Consider the following 16,119-nt stretch of genomic DNA (forward strand, 5'->3'; position numbering starts at 1 on the left):
CGAAGAGGCCGGCGACACCGATTACGCAGGCCTGGCGGTGACATTTCTGGTCACTGACATCGTCGGCAACCAATCGGAAGACTGGTGCACAGAGACGCGCATCACCGTTTCGGTCGGCACGGTTTCCTGATTGTCGTTGGGCGGGGATCGGTCGACGGTCACACGCTTGAGTGCCGAGTACAAAGGATTGCCGCCATAACTGACCCGATACGACAGGGAATAGGTGCCCTGATCCAGCTTGTCACGAGGCACCTTCAAGGTTTTATCCCCCGGTTCCTCGTATTCATCACGGAACACAGAAGTAAATGGCCCTCCCTCCAGCGTCCAGCTGATGTCGATGATGTAAAGCGGCTCCGGTGCTGTGAAGGCGGCGCTCCAATTGGGAACAACGACAACCAGGTCACCGCTCAACGCGTCTCTTGGCAACAGGCCTTCAGGGCTTTCCTGACCGTTTTCATCCTTGAGAATGACGGGCACTTTCGGCGCTTCGAGCGCCAGCTCCACGACAGGATTGATCGGGCTATCAGAAGACGCCATTACACCCACTCCCACAAGACTCGGCTGTCATGGAACACGCGGACGCGCGGCCTGTGTGTTCAGGCCTCTCTTGGGCCGTGAGTTGATTTAACGGCGTCGTCGTGAGCTTGGCTACTGTCAGAAATTACAGGTATTGCTACCGTCTGTCGGAGATACGCCCATTGGGAATGCTCAGGCACAAAAAAACCCGCCCTCCCCTTCAACCGGGAGCGCGGGTTTGTTCCTTTCAGCCGCGAATCAGACGGTATCGACCTTCAACGAATGATCGTTGAGCATGCCAGTGATGATCGTCGCGGTGTCATGACCGCTGGCAATCATCCCGCCGGCCCCCGGTGTTACACCGTAGTGGCTGGCGAGGTTGACGCCGGCCAGGTCGATGGTCTGGTTTGGCGTGGCACCGGCCATCGCGCTGACGTCGATGCTGGTGAGCACCGACGCGCCCGTGCCGGTGACGGTGAAGTGCAGGTAGTCATCGAGCGACGCCGTGGTGCCGTTTTCACCTTGCAGCAGTTGCGACAGGTCGAGCTTGTCGGTGCCGGGGGTGAAGTCGGTGATGGTGTCGTGGCCGCTGTTGCCCTTGAGGTACTGGAAGGTGTCGGCCCCTGCTCCGCCGGTCAGGGTGTTGTTGCCCAGGCCGCCGATCAGCAGGTCGTCCCCGCCGCCGCCGTTGAGGATGTCGTTGCCCAGCCCACCATTGATCACGTTGTTATTGTTGTCGCCGGTCAACGTGTCGTTGAAGTTCGAGCCGACGAGGTTTTCGATGCCAGTCAGGGTGTCAGTTCCGGCACCGAGGGTGTTTTGCGCACCGAGCAGGCCGAGGTTGACGGTGACCCCGGCGGTGGCGTGGGCATAGCTTGCCGTGTCCGTGCCGGTGCCGCCGTCGAGAAGGTCATTGCCCGGGCCGCTGTAGAGCAAATCGTTGCCGGCGCCGCCGTGCATTTCATTGTTGCCGGAGCCTGCGGTGAGCACATCGTTGCCGTCGCCGGCGTTGATGATGTTGTTACCGGTGCCTGCGACCAGGATGTCATCGCCGGAGGTACCGGTGAGGGTGTGGCCATCCTGATAGCTGATGCTGACGTTGGCGGTGTCGCTGCCGCCATGGTTGTCATTGGCGGTGTAGGTGCCGTTGAAGTCCGGGGTGATGTCGTGCGCCCCGGCGTAGTTGAGGGTCATGGTCAGTTGGTAGTTTTCCGCTGAGTTACCGCCGCTGCCCGTGGTGTCGTTGATGTTGGTGATATGGATTTGATAGGTCCCATTCGCGGCTGCCGTCAGCGTTTGCCCGTCTGCCAGCGTGGTGTAAGCGCCGCCATTGATCGAGTACTCCATGGTGACGTGACCGGCCGCCAGGTTGTGATCCAGATTAAGGGTCTCACCCTGACGCAGATTGACGGTGATGCGGTCTTCATCGTTGGCGTTGCTGTTGGTCACAGCACCGAGATAACCGCTGACCACCAGCACAGCGGTCATGGTTGCCGCGTTGGCACTGAACGAATTGCGCACGTTAGCCAGGTTCTGGTTGGCCGCGGTATTGGCGTTGGTGCCAGTGAAGTTGATCGCCCCGGTGCCGGTGAAGTCCGCCGCTTTCGAGATCCAACCGGTATTGAACGTCGTCGGCGTGGCGTTGAGCGTATCGCCATTCGGATCGGTGTCGTTGGCCAGCAGCAATTCGCCCGGCACCACAACGTTGCTCGACAGCACGTTGGTGATGACGTGATCGTCCGCCGCCACCGGCGGCGCATTGGGGATGACTTTCACGGTCAGCGTCGAGCTGGCGAGGTCGCCGTCGTTGTCGCTGACGGTGAAGCCGATGTTCTCGGTGATCACCACGGCGGTGGTTTTCTGCGAGGTGTAGGTGTAGTCGCCGGTGTCGAGGTTGATCACCAGCGTGCCGCCATTGTTGGTGGCGATGCTCACCGAATTGTTCACGGTGTTGAACGTGCCGTGGTTAGTGCCAACGTTAGTTAACGAACCCTGCCCGCTGAGCGCTTTCGGATCGTAGGTGTAGGTGGTGCCGTCGACGATGATGGTTTTGATAAAGCCGCCATCCGCGCCGAACGTGCCGCCCTCGCCCAGCAACGAACCGGTAACCGGCGCGCCGACCACCGTGCCCGAGAGCACCGAGTTGAGTTGGTTGAGATCGGTCACCACCACCGCGTTGGTGTTGGTGTGGGTGATGCCGTCGTACGCCACTGGATCGAGGTTGCCGTTGCTCACGCCGCTGCCCAGGCCGATCGCGTAGTTACGGATGTTGTTGGCGTCGAGGAAAGCTTTCAGCGCGGTTTCGTCCGCCGTGCCGATTTCCTGGCCAGTGGTCGGTTTACCGTCGGAGAAGAAGTAGCCAACGTTCTGGGCGCCGGTGAGTTTGCCCGAAGTGTTGAACGCAGTCTGCATGGTCGCTACGGCGGCGTCGTAGTTAGTACCGCCGCCCGCTGTCAGGCCCGCGAGAATCGACTTGGCCGTGGCGACATCGACCCACACCGAGGTGCGATCGGTGGCGCTGCTGCTGAAGGTCACCAGTTGCACTTTCACATCGCCGAGATCGTCGTACTTGTCGAGCAGCGCGCTGATGGCCTGTTTGGCCAGCGCCAGCCGCGACAGACCCGGCACGCCGGAGGCGTCGGCCATACTGCCGGAGATGTCGAGGACGATCAGCAGGTTGGAATCGATCTCCACCGCCGCCACCGAACGATCGGAAGCCACGGCTTTTGGCACGTCATCGACGATGTTGACGACGATGGTGCTGGTGGTGCTGTTGCCCAGTGCGTCAGTGGCTTTGTAGGTGAAACTTTCGCTGAGGGTGTTCGCCCCGTCGTTGGCGTTCGGCGAGGTTTTCGGCGCCGAGGTCAGCGTGTAGGTGTAGGTGCCGTCGGCATTCAACTGGATCTGCCCGTAGGTGCCGGTGGCGCTACCGACCAGGGTGTAAGTGAGCGCGCCGCTGCCGCCGGTGACTGCGCCAACCAGTGTGCCCGTGGCGGTTTCGCCAGTGTTGGTTGGATCGCTGCCGGTGACCGTACCGGGGGCCAGATCCTGGCCGTCCTTGGTCAGGTCGAGGGCTTTTTCGTAGACCGTGACGTCCTGATCGACCGAGGCGATCAGTTTGCTGTCGGCGACGTTGATGGTGATGGTCGTGGTGCTTTCATCGCCGTCGCCATCGCGGATGGTGTAGGTGAAGGTGTCAGTCGCGCCCGGAGGGCTCACCGAGTTCGGATTGCTGTGGTAGACCGCATTGCCCGCTGCATCAAGGGTCAGGTAACCGAAGTTGCCGTTGATGTTGCTGTTGAGGCCGCCAATGGCTGATGTGCCGGTATTGCTGCCAGCACGCACGCCGACTACCGCCCCGCCTGTCGCTGCACCATCGGCACCAGTGACGTCGTTGCCCAACACGCTGATATTGACGGTGCCGCCCTCGGTCACCGAGCCGGTGTCGGCTTTGGCGGTTGGCAAGTCATCAATGATGTTGACGTTGATCTGGCCCGAGGCCGTGCTGCCGTCGCCATCGGTGGCGACCACATTGAAGTTCTCAGTGAGACTATTGGCGCCGTTGGCGGTCGGATGCGCTTCGTTGTCGACCAGGGTGTAGCTGTAGCTGACGACGCCGGTAGTTTCGTTGAAACCGGTGATGGTCAGCGTGCTGCCCAGCGGTGTCGTAATCGATTGCGGGAAGCCTGCGGCCACGCCGCCGGTGACCACGGCAATACCGCCGACGGTGAGGGTTTGCAGACCGTCCAGAGCGGTGACGGTGAAGGTGCCGTTTTGGGTCAGCAAGGCTGTGTTCGGGCTGGTGCCGTCGCTGAGGTTTTTCTCGTAAACGGTGAGTTCGCCGCCATTGACGTCGAGGCCGTTGAGCACCACCGGATCGTCGTTGTTGTGGATGTTCAGCACCAGGTTGGCGGTGCTGGCATCACCGTCGGAATCGGTGATGGTGTAGGTGAATGTCTCGGTGCCGTTGCCATTGCCGTGCAGCGCTTTGAAGTCGGCGTCGTTGGTGTTCAGCGTGTAGGTGTACGTGCCGTTGGCGTTGAGTACCAAAGTACCGTAGGTGCCGGTGAAGGTACCTGCGGTAATCGGGCCAGCATTCGGGCCGGTCGGTACGCGGTCGGCGCCTTGCACGTCGTTGGTCAGGACGTTGCCAGTGAGGCTGAGATTGGTTTCTGACGCGGTGCCGGCGTTGGTGTCGTTCACGCCTTTTGGCAGGTCGTCGATGATGTTTACATCGAGGGTCGCGTTGGCGGTGGTGCCGTTGTCATCGACCACGGTGACGGCGAACTGCTCAGGCAGATTGTTTGCGCCGTTAGCAGTTGGATGCGCTTCGTTGTCGACCAGGGTGTAGCTGTAGCTGACGACGCCGGTGGTTTCGTTGAAACCGGTAATCGTCAACGTACTGCCCAGCGGAGTGGTGATTGATTGTGGGAAACCTGCGGCCACGCCGTTAGTCACGACGGCGATACCGCCCACAGTCAGCGTGGTCACGCCGTCGAGTGCGGTGATGTTGAACGTGCCGCTTTGAGTCAGTGCACCGGAGTCTGGCGCGCTGCCGTCACTGAGGTTTTTCTCGTAAACGGTGAGCTCACCGCCATTCACGTTGAGGCCGTTGATGATCACCGGGTCGTCATTGTTATGAATCTGCAAGACGAGGTTCGCAGTGCTGGTGTCGCCATCGGAATCGGTGATGGTGTAGGCGAAGGTTTCTGTACCGTTGCCGCCGCCGTGCAAGGCTTTGAAATCGGCGTCGGTGGTGTTTAGCGTGTAGGTGTAAGTGCCGTTGGCATTTAGCACCAAAGTGCCGTAAGTACCGGTGAAAGTACCGGCGGTAACCGGCCCGGTGGCGACACGATCGGCGCCCTGCACGTCGTTAGTCAGGACGTTACCGGACAGAGTCAGCAGAGTTTCCGAAGCGGTGCCAGCGTTGCTGTCATTCACAGCATTTGGCAAATCATCGACGATGTTTACATCCAGCGTTGCGTTGGCAGTCGTACCGTTGTCATCGACCACGGTGACAGCGAACTGCTCAGGCAGGTTGTTTGCGCCGTTAGCAGTTGGATGCGCTTCGTTGTCGACCAGGGTGTAGCTGTAACTGACGACGCCGGTGGTTTCGTTGAAACCGGTGATGGTCAGTGTGCTGCCCAATGGGGTGGTGATTGATTGTGGGAAACCTGCGGCTACGCCGTTAGTCACGACGGCGATACCGCCCACGGTCAGCGTGGTCACGCCGTCAAGCGCGGTGATGTTGAAGGTGCCGCTTTGAGTCAGTGCACCAGAGTCTGGCGCGCTGCCGTCGCTGAGGTTTTTCTCGTAAACGGTGAGCTCACCGCCATTCACGTTGAGGCCATTGATGATCACCGGGTCGTCATTGTTATGAATCTGCAAGACGAGGTTCGCAGTGCTGGTGTCGCCATCGGAATCGGTGATGGTGTAGGCGAAGGTTTCTGTACCGTTGCCGCCGCCGTGCAAGGCTTTGAAATCGGCGTCGGTGGTGTTTAGCGTGTAGGTGTAAGTGCCGTTGGCGTTCAACACCAAAGTGCCGTAAGTACCGGTGAAAGTACCGGCGGTAACCGGCCCGGTGGCGACACGATCGGCGCCTTGCACGTCGTTGGTCAGAACGTTGCCGGACAGAGTCAGCAGAGTTTCCGAAGCGGTGCCAGCGTTGCTGTCATTCACAGCATTTGGCAAATCATCGACGATGTTTACATCCAGCGTTGCGTTGGCAGTCGTACCGTTGTCATCGACCACGGTGACGGCAAACTGCTCAGGCAGAGTGTTCGCGCCGTTGGCGGTTGGATGCGCTTCGTTATCGACCAGGGTGTAGCTGTAACTGACGACGCCGGTAGTTTCGTTGAAACCGGTGATGGTCAGTGTGCTCCCCAGCGGTGTAGTAATCGATTGCGGGAAGCCTGCGGCCACGCCGTTGGTCACGACGGCGATACCGCCAACGGTCAGCGTGGTCACGCCGTCGAGTGCGGTGATATTGAACGTGCCGCTTTGAGTCAACTGAGTTGAGTCTGGCGCGCTGCCGTCGCTGAGGTTTTTCTCGTAAACGGTGAGCTCGCCACCTTCGACGTTGAGGCCGTTGATGATCACCGGGTCGTCGTTGTTGTGGATCTGCAAGACGAGGTTTGCGGTGCTGGTATCGCCATCGGAATCGGTGATGGTGTAGGCGAAGGTTTCTGTACCGTTGCCGCCGCCGTGCAGCGCTTTGAAATCTGCATCGGAGGTGTTCAGCGTGTAGGTGTAAGTGCCGTTGGCGTTGAGTACCAACGTGCCGTAAGTCCCGGCAAAAGTCCCGGCAGTAACAGGCCCGGTGGCGACACGGTCGGCGCCCTGCACGTCGTTAGTCAGGACGTTACCGGACAGAGTCAGCAGAGTTTCCGAAGCGGTGCCAGCGTTGCTGTCATTCACAGCATTTGGCAAATCGTCGACGATGTTCACATCGAGGGTCGCGTTGGCGGTGGTGCCGTTGTCATCGACCACGGTGACAGCGAATTGCTCAGGCAGGTTGTTTGCGCCGTTGGCAGTTGGATGCGCTTCGTTGTCGACCAAGGTGTAGCTGTAGCTGACGACGCCGGTGGTTTCGTTGAAACCGGTGATGGTCAGTGTGCTGCCCAATGGCGTGGTGATTGATTGTGGGAAGCCTGCTGCTACGCCATTCGTGACCACGGCGATGCCGCCGACGGTCAGGGTGGTCACGCCGTCGAGTGCGGTGATGTTGAAGGTGCCGCTTTGGGTCAGTGCGCCGGAGTCTGGTGCGCTGCCGTCGCTGAGGTTTTTTTCGTAAACGGTGAGTTCGCCGCCATTCACGTTGAGGCCGTTGATGATCACCGGGTCGTCGTTGTTGTGGATCTGCAAGACTAGGTTCGCGGTGCTGGTGTCGCCGTCGGAATCGGTGATGGTGTAGGTGAAGGTTTCTGTCCCGTTGCCGCCACCGTGCAGCGCTTTGAAATCGGCGTCGGTGGTGTTCAGCGTGTAGATGTACGTGCCGTTGGCGTTGAGCACTAATGTGCCGTAAGTCCCGGAGAAAGTACCGGCGGTGATTGGGCCGGCATTCTCGCCAATAACCACACGGTCGGCGCCCTGCACATCGTTGATCAACACGTTGCCAGTGAGCGACAGATTGGTTTCCGAGGCGGTGCCTGCGTTCGAGTCATCCACGCCTTTCGGCAAGTCATCGACAATATTCACATCGAGGGTCGCGTTGGCGGTGGTGCCGTTGTCATCGACGACGGTGACGGCAAACTGCTCTGGCAGATTGTTTGCGCCGTTCGCGGTTGGGTGCGCTTCGTTATCGACCAGGGTGTAGCTGTAACTGACGACGCCGGTGGTTTCGTTGAAACCGGTGATGGTCAGTGTGCTGCCCAATGGCGTGGTGATTGATTGCGGGAAGCCTGCGGCTACGCCATTGGTGACCACCGCAATACCGCCGACTGTCAGGGTAGTCACGCCGTCGAGTGCGGTGATGTTGAACGTGCCGCTTTGAGTCAGTGCACCGGAGTCTGGTGCGCTGCCGTCGCTGAGGTTTTTCTCGTAAACGGTGAGTTCGCCGCCGTTAACATCGAGGCCGCCGATTACTACTGGATCATCGTTGTTATGGATCTGCAAAACGAGGTTCGCGGTGCTGGTGTCGCCGTCGGAATCGGTGATGGTGTAGGTGAAGTTTTCAGTGCCGTTGCCGCCACCGTGCAGCGCTTTGAAATCCGCATCGCTGGTGTTCAACGTGTAGGTGTAAGTGCCGTTGGCGTTGAGCACCAAAGTCCCGTAAGTCCCGGCAAACGTCCCGGCGGTAATCGGCCCGGCAGTCTCGCCAGTGACCACACGGTCGGCGCCCTGCACATCGTTGGTCAGCACGTTGCCCGTGAGGCTGAGATTGGTCTCCGAGGCGGTGCCGGTGTTGCTGTCATCCACCGCTTTTGGCAGGTCGTCGATGATGTTCACATCGAGCGTTGCGTTGGCGGTGGTGCCGTTGTCATCGACGACGGTGACGGCGAATTGCTCTGGCAGAGTGTTCGCGCCATTGGCGTTCGGATGCGCTTCGTTATCGACCAGGGTGTAGCTGTAACTGACCACGCCTGTCGCCGCGTTGAACCCGGTAATGGTCAACGTGCTGCCCAGCGGCGTCGTCACCGATTGCGGAAACCCAGCCGCGACACCGTTGGTGACCACGGCAATGCCGCCGACGGTCAGCGTGGTGACGCCATCGAGTGCCGTCACCGTGAAGCTGCCATTTTGCGTCAGCGCTGCCGAATCAGGCGAACTGCCCAGGGCCAGGTTCTTCTCGAAAACCGTCAGCTCGCCGCCCGCAATATTCAAACCGCCGAGGGTCACCGGGTCGTCGTTGTTGTGGATCTGCAAAACCAGATTCGCGGTGCTGCTATCGCCGTCCGAATCGGTGAGGGTATAGGCGAAGGTTTCGGTGCCGTTGCCACCGCCGTGCAGCGCTTTGAAATCGGCGTCACTGGTGTTGAGCGTGTAGGTGTAAGTGCCGTTGGCGTTCAGCACCAGGGTGCCGTAAGTGCCGGTGAACGTGCCCGGCGTCACCGGGCCGGTGGCCACGCGGTCAGCGCCTTGCACATCGTTGGTCAGCACGTTGCCGGTCAGCGTCAGCAAGGCTTCCGAAGCGGTTGAGCTGTTGCTGTCATCCACCGCGCGCGGCACGTCATCGGTGATGTTGACGTCGAGCGTACCGGTCGCGGTATCGCCATTACTGTCGCCGGCAACCACGGTGAATTGTTCACTGAGGTTGTTCGCGCCATCGCCCGCTGCATGGGTGTCGTTGCCGTTGAGGGTATAGCTGTAGGTGACGACACCGGTGCTCGCGTTGTAGCCGGTGATGGTCAGGGTGTTGCCCAATTGCGTGGTGATCGACTGCGGGAAACCGACCGCCACACCACCGTTGACCAGGCTGATGCCGCCGACGCTGAGGCTGGTCAAACCATCCGGCGCGTTAACGGTGAAGCTGCCACTTTGGGTCAGTGCAGCAGGGTTGGCGGCGGAACCGTCAGGCAGATTGGCTTCGTTGAGGTTCAGCTCGCCACCCGGCACGGACAGGCCGTTGAGGGTCACCAGATTGTTGACCGGTGGCGGCACGATCACTGGCGTGTCGTCGCCGTTGTCGATCACCACGTTGTGGCGTTCTTCGGGGAATTCAGGGATGCCGCCGAACCCGGCGGTGGGGAATCCGATGATCGGATCAACGCGCCCGCCAACTTCCGTCAGCAAGACAAAACTGTGACCACCGCCCGCTTCACCCGGCGCGCCACCCGGTGCATTTGGCCCGGCGGCGGTGGCTTCAGCGGTTTTCGACGGGTCATCACCGGCGGCGATGGCTTTCTGGATTTGCTCAACGTCGGTCAGTTGCGCTTCGCTCGGCGTGACCGCCTCGGCCGCGCTCACGTGCGCGGCTTGATCGGCGAGCAATTGCCCGGACAGGGTCATGCTGCTGCCGCGCCCAAGGGTTAGCTCTTTGCCATTTTGCAGATGAACGGCAACGGCGCCTTCGGCCCCGGTGATCAATTGATCGCCGGCAAACAGCCGATCGCCTTCGACCAAGGCGCGTTTTGTGCCGTCCGCTGCCTGTGCGAAAACCTGACCAATGACTTTAGTGACGGTACCGATGAGCGTTGCCATGTGAATTCCTCCGCTGCCGACCACTGTCGGCACTGGTTAACGAAGTAGCCCATGGCTCAATCGGGTTGCCGTGGCGACGCTCGCGCCTTCGACAGTTCGTTCGCAGGTTGCGCCGTTCAGGAAAAATCAGTGCTATCAAGCACTTGAAAACCCTGATCAATGCAGCATTCCCACGAGCGCTACGTAACGCTGGCGAATCACCCGAGTGACAAAAATCTGTCGCTCCCCAGCCGCTACGCGTCCCTCCCCTTCAGCAGTACTTCGCCGTATGTCGCAAAGTGAATGGAACTTTCCTCAAGCCTTTCTGCGCTCCCTAGCGCGCATAAAACAAAGGCTTTCGTGCTGAACAATGTGCCGGATTTTACAAACCGCATAAGTTTTTTTCGGAATAAGCCTTATGAAAATTTTTTCTTAGCTACGCTTCATTATGTTCTTAGCTCTGTTGTTACAAGAGTGAAACGCTTTCCACTAAAAATATCGTCAAATTTTTGGCGACAGTAACACACCATCAGGACTCAGGGAGATGCACCCATGCGCGTTTTAACCCCCCTCTGCAGCGCGGTTTTGCTGGCCATGGCTTGCACATCCCAAGCCCAGGCCATGAACCTTACCGAGGCGATCCAAAGCACCATCGCCACCCACCCGGAACTCGCTTCGCGCGTGGATGCACGCCTGTCGGCTGATGAACAGATCAAAGTCGCCAAGGGCGGTTTCTATCCGTCCGTCGATTTGAACGCCGCGTATGGCCGTGGCTACAGCGACAACACCAACACCCGCGCCTTCGGCAACCACGACACACGAATTCTCAACTACACCCAATCCGAGCTGCGCTTGCGGCAAATGCTGTTCGACGGTTTCAACACCGCCAACGAGGTTGAGCGCACCAAAGGCGTGTCCAATTCGCGCGCCTACTACGCGCAAGGCACCGCTCAGGATCTGGCCCTGCGCACCATCGAGGTCTACCTCGAAGTGCTCAAGCGCCGCGAACTGGTGACTTTGGCCACGAATAACCTGCAAGCGCACTTGCGCGTCAACGATCAGATCGGCCTGCGCACCGAGCGCGGCATCGGCAGCACCGCCGACTCCGATCAATCAGTGGCGCGTAAAGCGCTGGCGCAAAACAACCTCGACACCGCTGAAGTGGATCTGGCGGATGCCGAGTCGAACTTCTTCAGCGTTGTCGGGCGCATGCCTGATGAACTGGAAGCCCCGGCCACGACCCGTGGCGAGTTGCCGACCACCCTGCCAGAAGCCCAGCAGAGCATGGTCGAAAACAACCCGTACCTGAAATCGGCGCAGGCCGACGTGCAATCGGCCGAGAGCCAATACGAAGTCGCCAAGTCGCCGTTCTACCCACGTTTCGACGCAGAAGCGGCGGTGGGCGCGAACAACAACGTGCAGGGCGATGAAGGTCACGACAACGAATGGCGGGTCGGCGTGATCATGAACTACAACCTGTTCCGTGGCGGCAGCGACAAGGCGCGACTGGCCTCCGATGCGCACCAGATCAACCAGGCGATGGACATCCGCAACAACGCCCTGCGTCAGCTCAACGAGAACATTCACCTGGCCTGGAACGCCATGCTCAACGCGAAGAAACAGACCCCGACCGCCCGCGAATACGCGGAAACCACCAAGCGTGTACGCGCCGCGTATCAGGATCAGTTCGGCCTCGGCCAACGTACCCTGCTTGACTTGCTCGACAGTGAAAACGAGCTCTACAACGCCAACCGTCGTTACACCGAAATTCGCTACACCGAGGAATATTCGATGTACCGCGTGCTGGCGAACATGGGCCAGTTGCTGAGCAAACAACGGGTGGTGCTGCCCGCCGATGCGATCGCCTCCAGCGAAGTGAAAAACGAAGCCCGCCTCCCAGAGCTGAAATAACCCCTCTGTAGGAGCTGCCGAAGGCTGCATGATCGTTCCCACGCTCTGCGTGGGAACGATCATGCAGCAGGGTTGATGTGGGTGTCCGAGCCAGTTCAAAGGAGCGATCAATATGACCAGCATGGAACCCGGTAACTCTGGGGTCGATCCGCGGCTGAGCTTCGATGATCCGTTACTCGACGGTCTGTTGATCCTCTGCAAACTGCACGGCGCGACGGTCAGTCGCGCCAGCCTGAGTGCCGGGCTGCCGCTGAACAAACAACGTCTTAGCCTGGATTTGCTGCCGCGCGCTGCTGCTCGTGCAGGGTTGCAGGCGCGGATGTTGCGCCGTGAACTGAAAGACATCTCACCACTGAACCTGCCGATTCTGTTGTTGCTCAACGACGGCCGCACCGCCGTGTTGCGGCGTTTTGGCGATGACGGCAAAGCGCTGATTCTGCCCAGCGAAGCCGATGGCGGCGAGCAATGGGTCAGCCGTGAAGAACTCACCGAACACTACAGCGGCCAGGCCTTGTTCGCCCGGCCGCGCCACGAACTCGAAGACCTGCGCTCACCGCTGGTGCCGCGCGTGCATGCGTGGTTTCGCGACACGCTGAAGCTGTCGAAATGGCTATACGGCGACGCGATTCTCGCCAGTTTTCTGATCAACCTGTTGGGCCTGATGGTGCCGCTGTTCGTCATGCAAACCTACGACCGTGTGGTGCCAAACCAAGCGACGTCGACCTTGTGGGTGTTGTCGATCGGCCTGTTGATCGGCACCGGTTTCGAACTGGTGCTGCGGGTGGTGCGCGCGCACTTGCTCGACACCGCCGGCAAGAAAACCGATGTGATCCTTTCCGCGACTTTGTTTGAACGCATCACCGGCATGTCGATGAAGGCGCGGCCAGCGACCATCGGCGGGTTTGCGCAGAGCATTCATGACTTTCAGGGTCTGCGTGAATTCCTCACCGCCGTCACCCTGACCAGCCTGATCGACCTGCCCTTCGTCGTTTTGATGCTGGTGGTGATCGGCCTCCTCGGCGGCTGGCTGGTGGTGATTCCGATGTTGGCGTTTCCGATCACGATCATCTTCGCCCTGGCGATTCAGGTGCGTCTGCGTGACACCGTGCAGAAAAGCCTGAGCCTCGGCGCCGAACGCCAGGCCGTGCTGATCGAAACCCTCGGCGGTCTGGAAACCCTCAAGGCCTGCAGCGCCGAAAGCGAGCGCCAGCACAAATGGGAAAGCACCCACGGCGCACTCACCCGCCTCGACAGCCATGCGCGCAATCTCTCGGCGCTGGCAACCAACGGCACATTGTTCATTCAGCAGTTCTCGGGGATGGCGACGATTGTCGCCGGGGTTTACAGCATCATCGCCGGCAACCTCAGCGTTGGTGCGCTGGTCGCCAGCTACATGCTCGGCAGCCGCGTACTCGCGCCGCTGGGGCAGATCGCCGGGCTGATCACCCGTTATCAGCAAGCGCAACTGACCATGAAAAGCACCGACGCGCTGATGTCACTGCCACAGGAACGCGACGGCAAACAGCGGCCGCTGGAACGCACGCAACTGCAAGGTGCGCTGGACGTCAACGGCGTGACCTTTCACTACAACGGCCAGAATGCGCCGGCCCTGAGCAACATCAGTTTCAGCCTCAAGGCCGGCGAACGGGTTGGCATTATCGGTCGCAGTGGCTCGGGTAAAAGCACCTTGGCGCGATTGGTCATGGGTTTCTATGAGCCAGAAGAAGGCCAGTTGCTGCTCGACGGTCTCGACCTGCGGCAACTGGATGTCGCGGATCTGCGCCAGCAAATCGGCTATGTCGCCCACGACCTGCCGCTGCTGGCGGGCAGCCTGCGCGATAACCTCACCCTCGGCGCACGCTACGTCAGCGATTCGCGGATGCTTGAAGTGGCTGAGCTGACCGGCGTTACCGAACTCGCTCGCCAGCATCCGCAAGGTTTTGATCGACCGGTCGGTGAGCGCGGGCAATTGCTGTCCGGCGGCCAGCGCCAAGCGGTGTTGCTCGCGCGTTCGCTGTTGCTCGACCCGCCGATCATGCTCCTCGACGAACCCACCAGCGCCATGGACAACAGCAGCGAAGACATCCTGCGCCAGAAACTTCACGGCTGGGTGCAAGGCAAAACCCTGCTGCTGGTCACCCACCGCACCTCGATGCTGAGCCTGGTGGATCGGCTGCTGGTACTCGACAACGGCCGGATCGTCGCCGACGGCCCGAAAGAAGCAGTCATCGAAGCACTGCGCAAGGGCCGCGTCGGCTCTGCGGCGGTGTAGATGCTTAACCATAATTTATGGCTTACACAAAAAAGTGCCCTGCACAAAAACCTGTGCCTATACAAAATCAGTGGCTTTACACAAAACCTGTGCCTTACACAAAACTTGTGGTTTGCACAAAAACTGTGGCGAGGGGATTTATCCCCGTTTGGGTGCGCAGCGCCCATGAAATTTTTGGGGTTGCTGCGCAACCCAACGGGGATAAATCCCCTCGCCACAGGAAAACTTTTTGGCCACAGGAATTTTCTGTGGCCACAGGGAAATTCTCAGGCCAAAGGGAGTTCTCTGGTTACAGATACGCGCCCCTGGCCACTGTTGGGTCATCCAGTTTGATGTTTCTTAATTGAGGGGTATCGCCCCATGTCGGCATCTTCAGATAGCAAATCTCGCGGCTACTTCGACAGTTTCGGCAAAAGCGCCGAGGCTGAGTTCATGCCGGAAACCGCCGGGGCCGCGTTGCAGGATTCGCCGCGCTGGTCGCGGATCACCGTGTGGCTGGCGGCGGGGCTGTTGATCAGTGCGGTGGTCTGGGCCAAATTCGCCGTGCTCGAAGAAGTGACCATGGGCGAAGGAAAGGCGATTCCGTCGAGCAAAATTCAGGTGATCCAGAACCTTGAGGGCGGCATCGTCACTGAGATCTTCGTACGCGAAGGTCAAATGGTGAACAAGGGCGACACCCTGCTGCGTCTGGATGACACGCGCTTCCGTTCGAACAAAGGCGAGAGCGAGGCCGATCGTTATGCGCTGACGGCGCAGGTCGAACGGTTGTCAGCAGAAGCGGAAGGCCGGCCGTTCAAGCTCTCCGATGAAGTGGTCGCCAAAGCGCCGCAAGTCGCTGAAGACGAGCGCTCGCTGTATGACCAACGCCAGCGCCGACTGGCCAGCGAACAACGAACCCTCAGCGAACAACTGCGGCAGAAAACCCAGGAACTGGCGGAATTTCGTTCCAAGCAGGGCCAGTTCAGTTCCAGTCTGGCGTTGCTGCAGCAAGAGATGAACATGTCCGAACCACTGGTGAAAACCGGTGCGGTGTCGCCGGTGGAAATCTTGCGATTGAAGCGCAGCGCCGTGGAAATCCGTGGCTCGCTGAACGCCACCACACTCGCCATTCCCCGTGCCGAATCGGCGATTGCGGAGATCCGCAGCAAGATCGACGAATCCGAACAAACCTTCCGCTCCGAAGCCGCCAAAGAGCTGAATGAGAAACGCACTGACCTGTCAAAAATCACCGCGACCAGCATCGCCATCGACGACCGGGTCACCCGCACCACCGTGACTTCACCGGTGCACGGCGTGATCAAGCAATTGAAGGTCAACACCATCGGCGGCGTGGTGCAGCCGGGCAGCGACATGGTTGAAATCGTGCCGCTGGAGGACAACCTGCTGATCGAAGCCAAAGTGCGCCCGCAGGATGTGGCGTTTCTGCATCCGGGGCAGAAGGCGATGGTCAAGTTCAGTGCTTATGACTACACGATTTACGGCGGGCTGAGCGCCAAGCTTGAGTTGATCGGCGCGGACACGATTACTGATGACAAGGGCAACAGCTTTTACCTGATTCAGGTGCGCACCGATAAAAACCATTTGGGCGGAGATGTGAAGCCGTTGCTGATTATTCCGGGGATGGTGGCGACGGTGGACATCATTACCGGCGAGAAAAGTGTGCTGGATTACCTGTTGAAACCGGTGTTGAAGGCGCGGACTGAGGCGATGCGCGAGCGGTAGCGAATGATCGTTCCCATGCTCCGCGTGGGAATGCCGCCCGGGACGCTCCGCGTCCCTTCGCGACTGTGACGCAGAGCGTC

General features: G+C 59.8%; 5 protein-coding genes. 3 read left to right on the top strand and 2 right to left on the bottom strand.

The window, feature by feature from the left end:
- Positions 1 to 21 precede the first annotated feature (21 nt).
- Positions 22 to 537 carry a hypothetical protein gene (locus tag GVL50_RS18205; RefSeq protein WP_178124205.1) on the bottom strand — a complete coding sequence of 172 codons (516 nt, stop codon included), beginning with the start codon at positions 535 to 537 and terminating at the stop codon, positions 22 to 24.
- A 237-nt stretch (positions 538 to 774) separates the two neighbouring features.
- A complete protein-coding gene (locus GVL50_RS18210) occupies positions 775 to 10,155 on the bottom strand; it encodes a retention module-containing protein (protein WP_159814643.1) in 9,381 nt (3,126 codons plus the stop codon).
- Between the two features lie 531 nt (positions 10,156 to 10,686).
- Here GVL50_RS18210 and GVL50_RS18215 point away from each other — a divergent pair.
- The 3 genes from GVL50_RS18215 to GVL50_RS18225 all read left to right on the top strand — a co-directional run bounded on the left by GVL50_RS18215 (position 10,687) and on the right by GVL50_RS18225 (position 16,039).
- Complete coding sequence (locus tag GVL50_RS18215; protein ID WP_159814644.1) at positions 10,687 to 12,045, top strand: TolC family outer membrane protein; 1,359 nt, start codon at positions 10,687 to 10,689, stop codon at positions 12,043 to 12,045.
- A gap of 112 nt (positions 12,046 to 12,157) precedes the next feature.
- Positions 12,158 to 14,317: a type I secretion system permease/ATPase gene (locus GVL50_RS18220; protein WP_159814645.1), complete on the top strand. Its 2,160-nt coding sequence runs from the start codon at positions 12,158 to 12,160 to the stop codon at positions 14,315 to 14,317.
- A 360-nt stretch (positions 14,318 to 14,677) separates the two neighbouring features.
- The gene (locus GVL50_RS18225) at positions 14,678 to 16,039 is read left to right on the top strand and encodes an HlyD family type I secretion periplasmic adaptor subunit (protein WP_053118210.1); all 1,362 of its coding nucleotides are present in this window, start codon (positions 14,678 to 14,680) and stop codon (positions 16,037 to 16,039) included.
- The last annotated feature ends 80 nt before the right edge of the window (positions 16,040 to 16,119 follow it).

This window comes from Pseudomonas sp. 18058 (assembly GCF_902706155.1).
In the GTDB taxonomy this organism is placed as follows: domain Bacteria; phylum Pseudomonadota; class Gammaproteobacteria; order Pseudomonadales; family Pseudomonadaceae; genus Aquipseudomonas; species Aquipseudomonas rustica.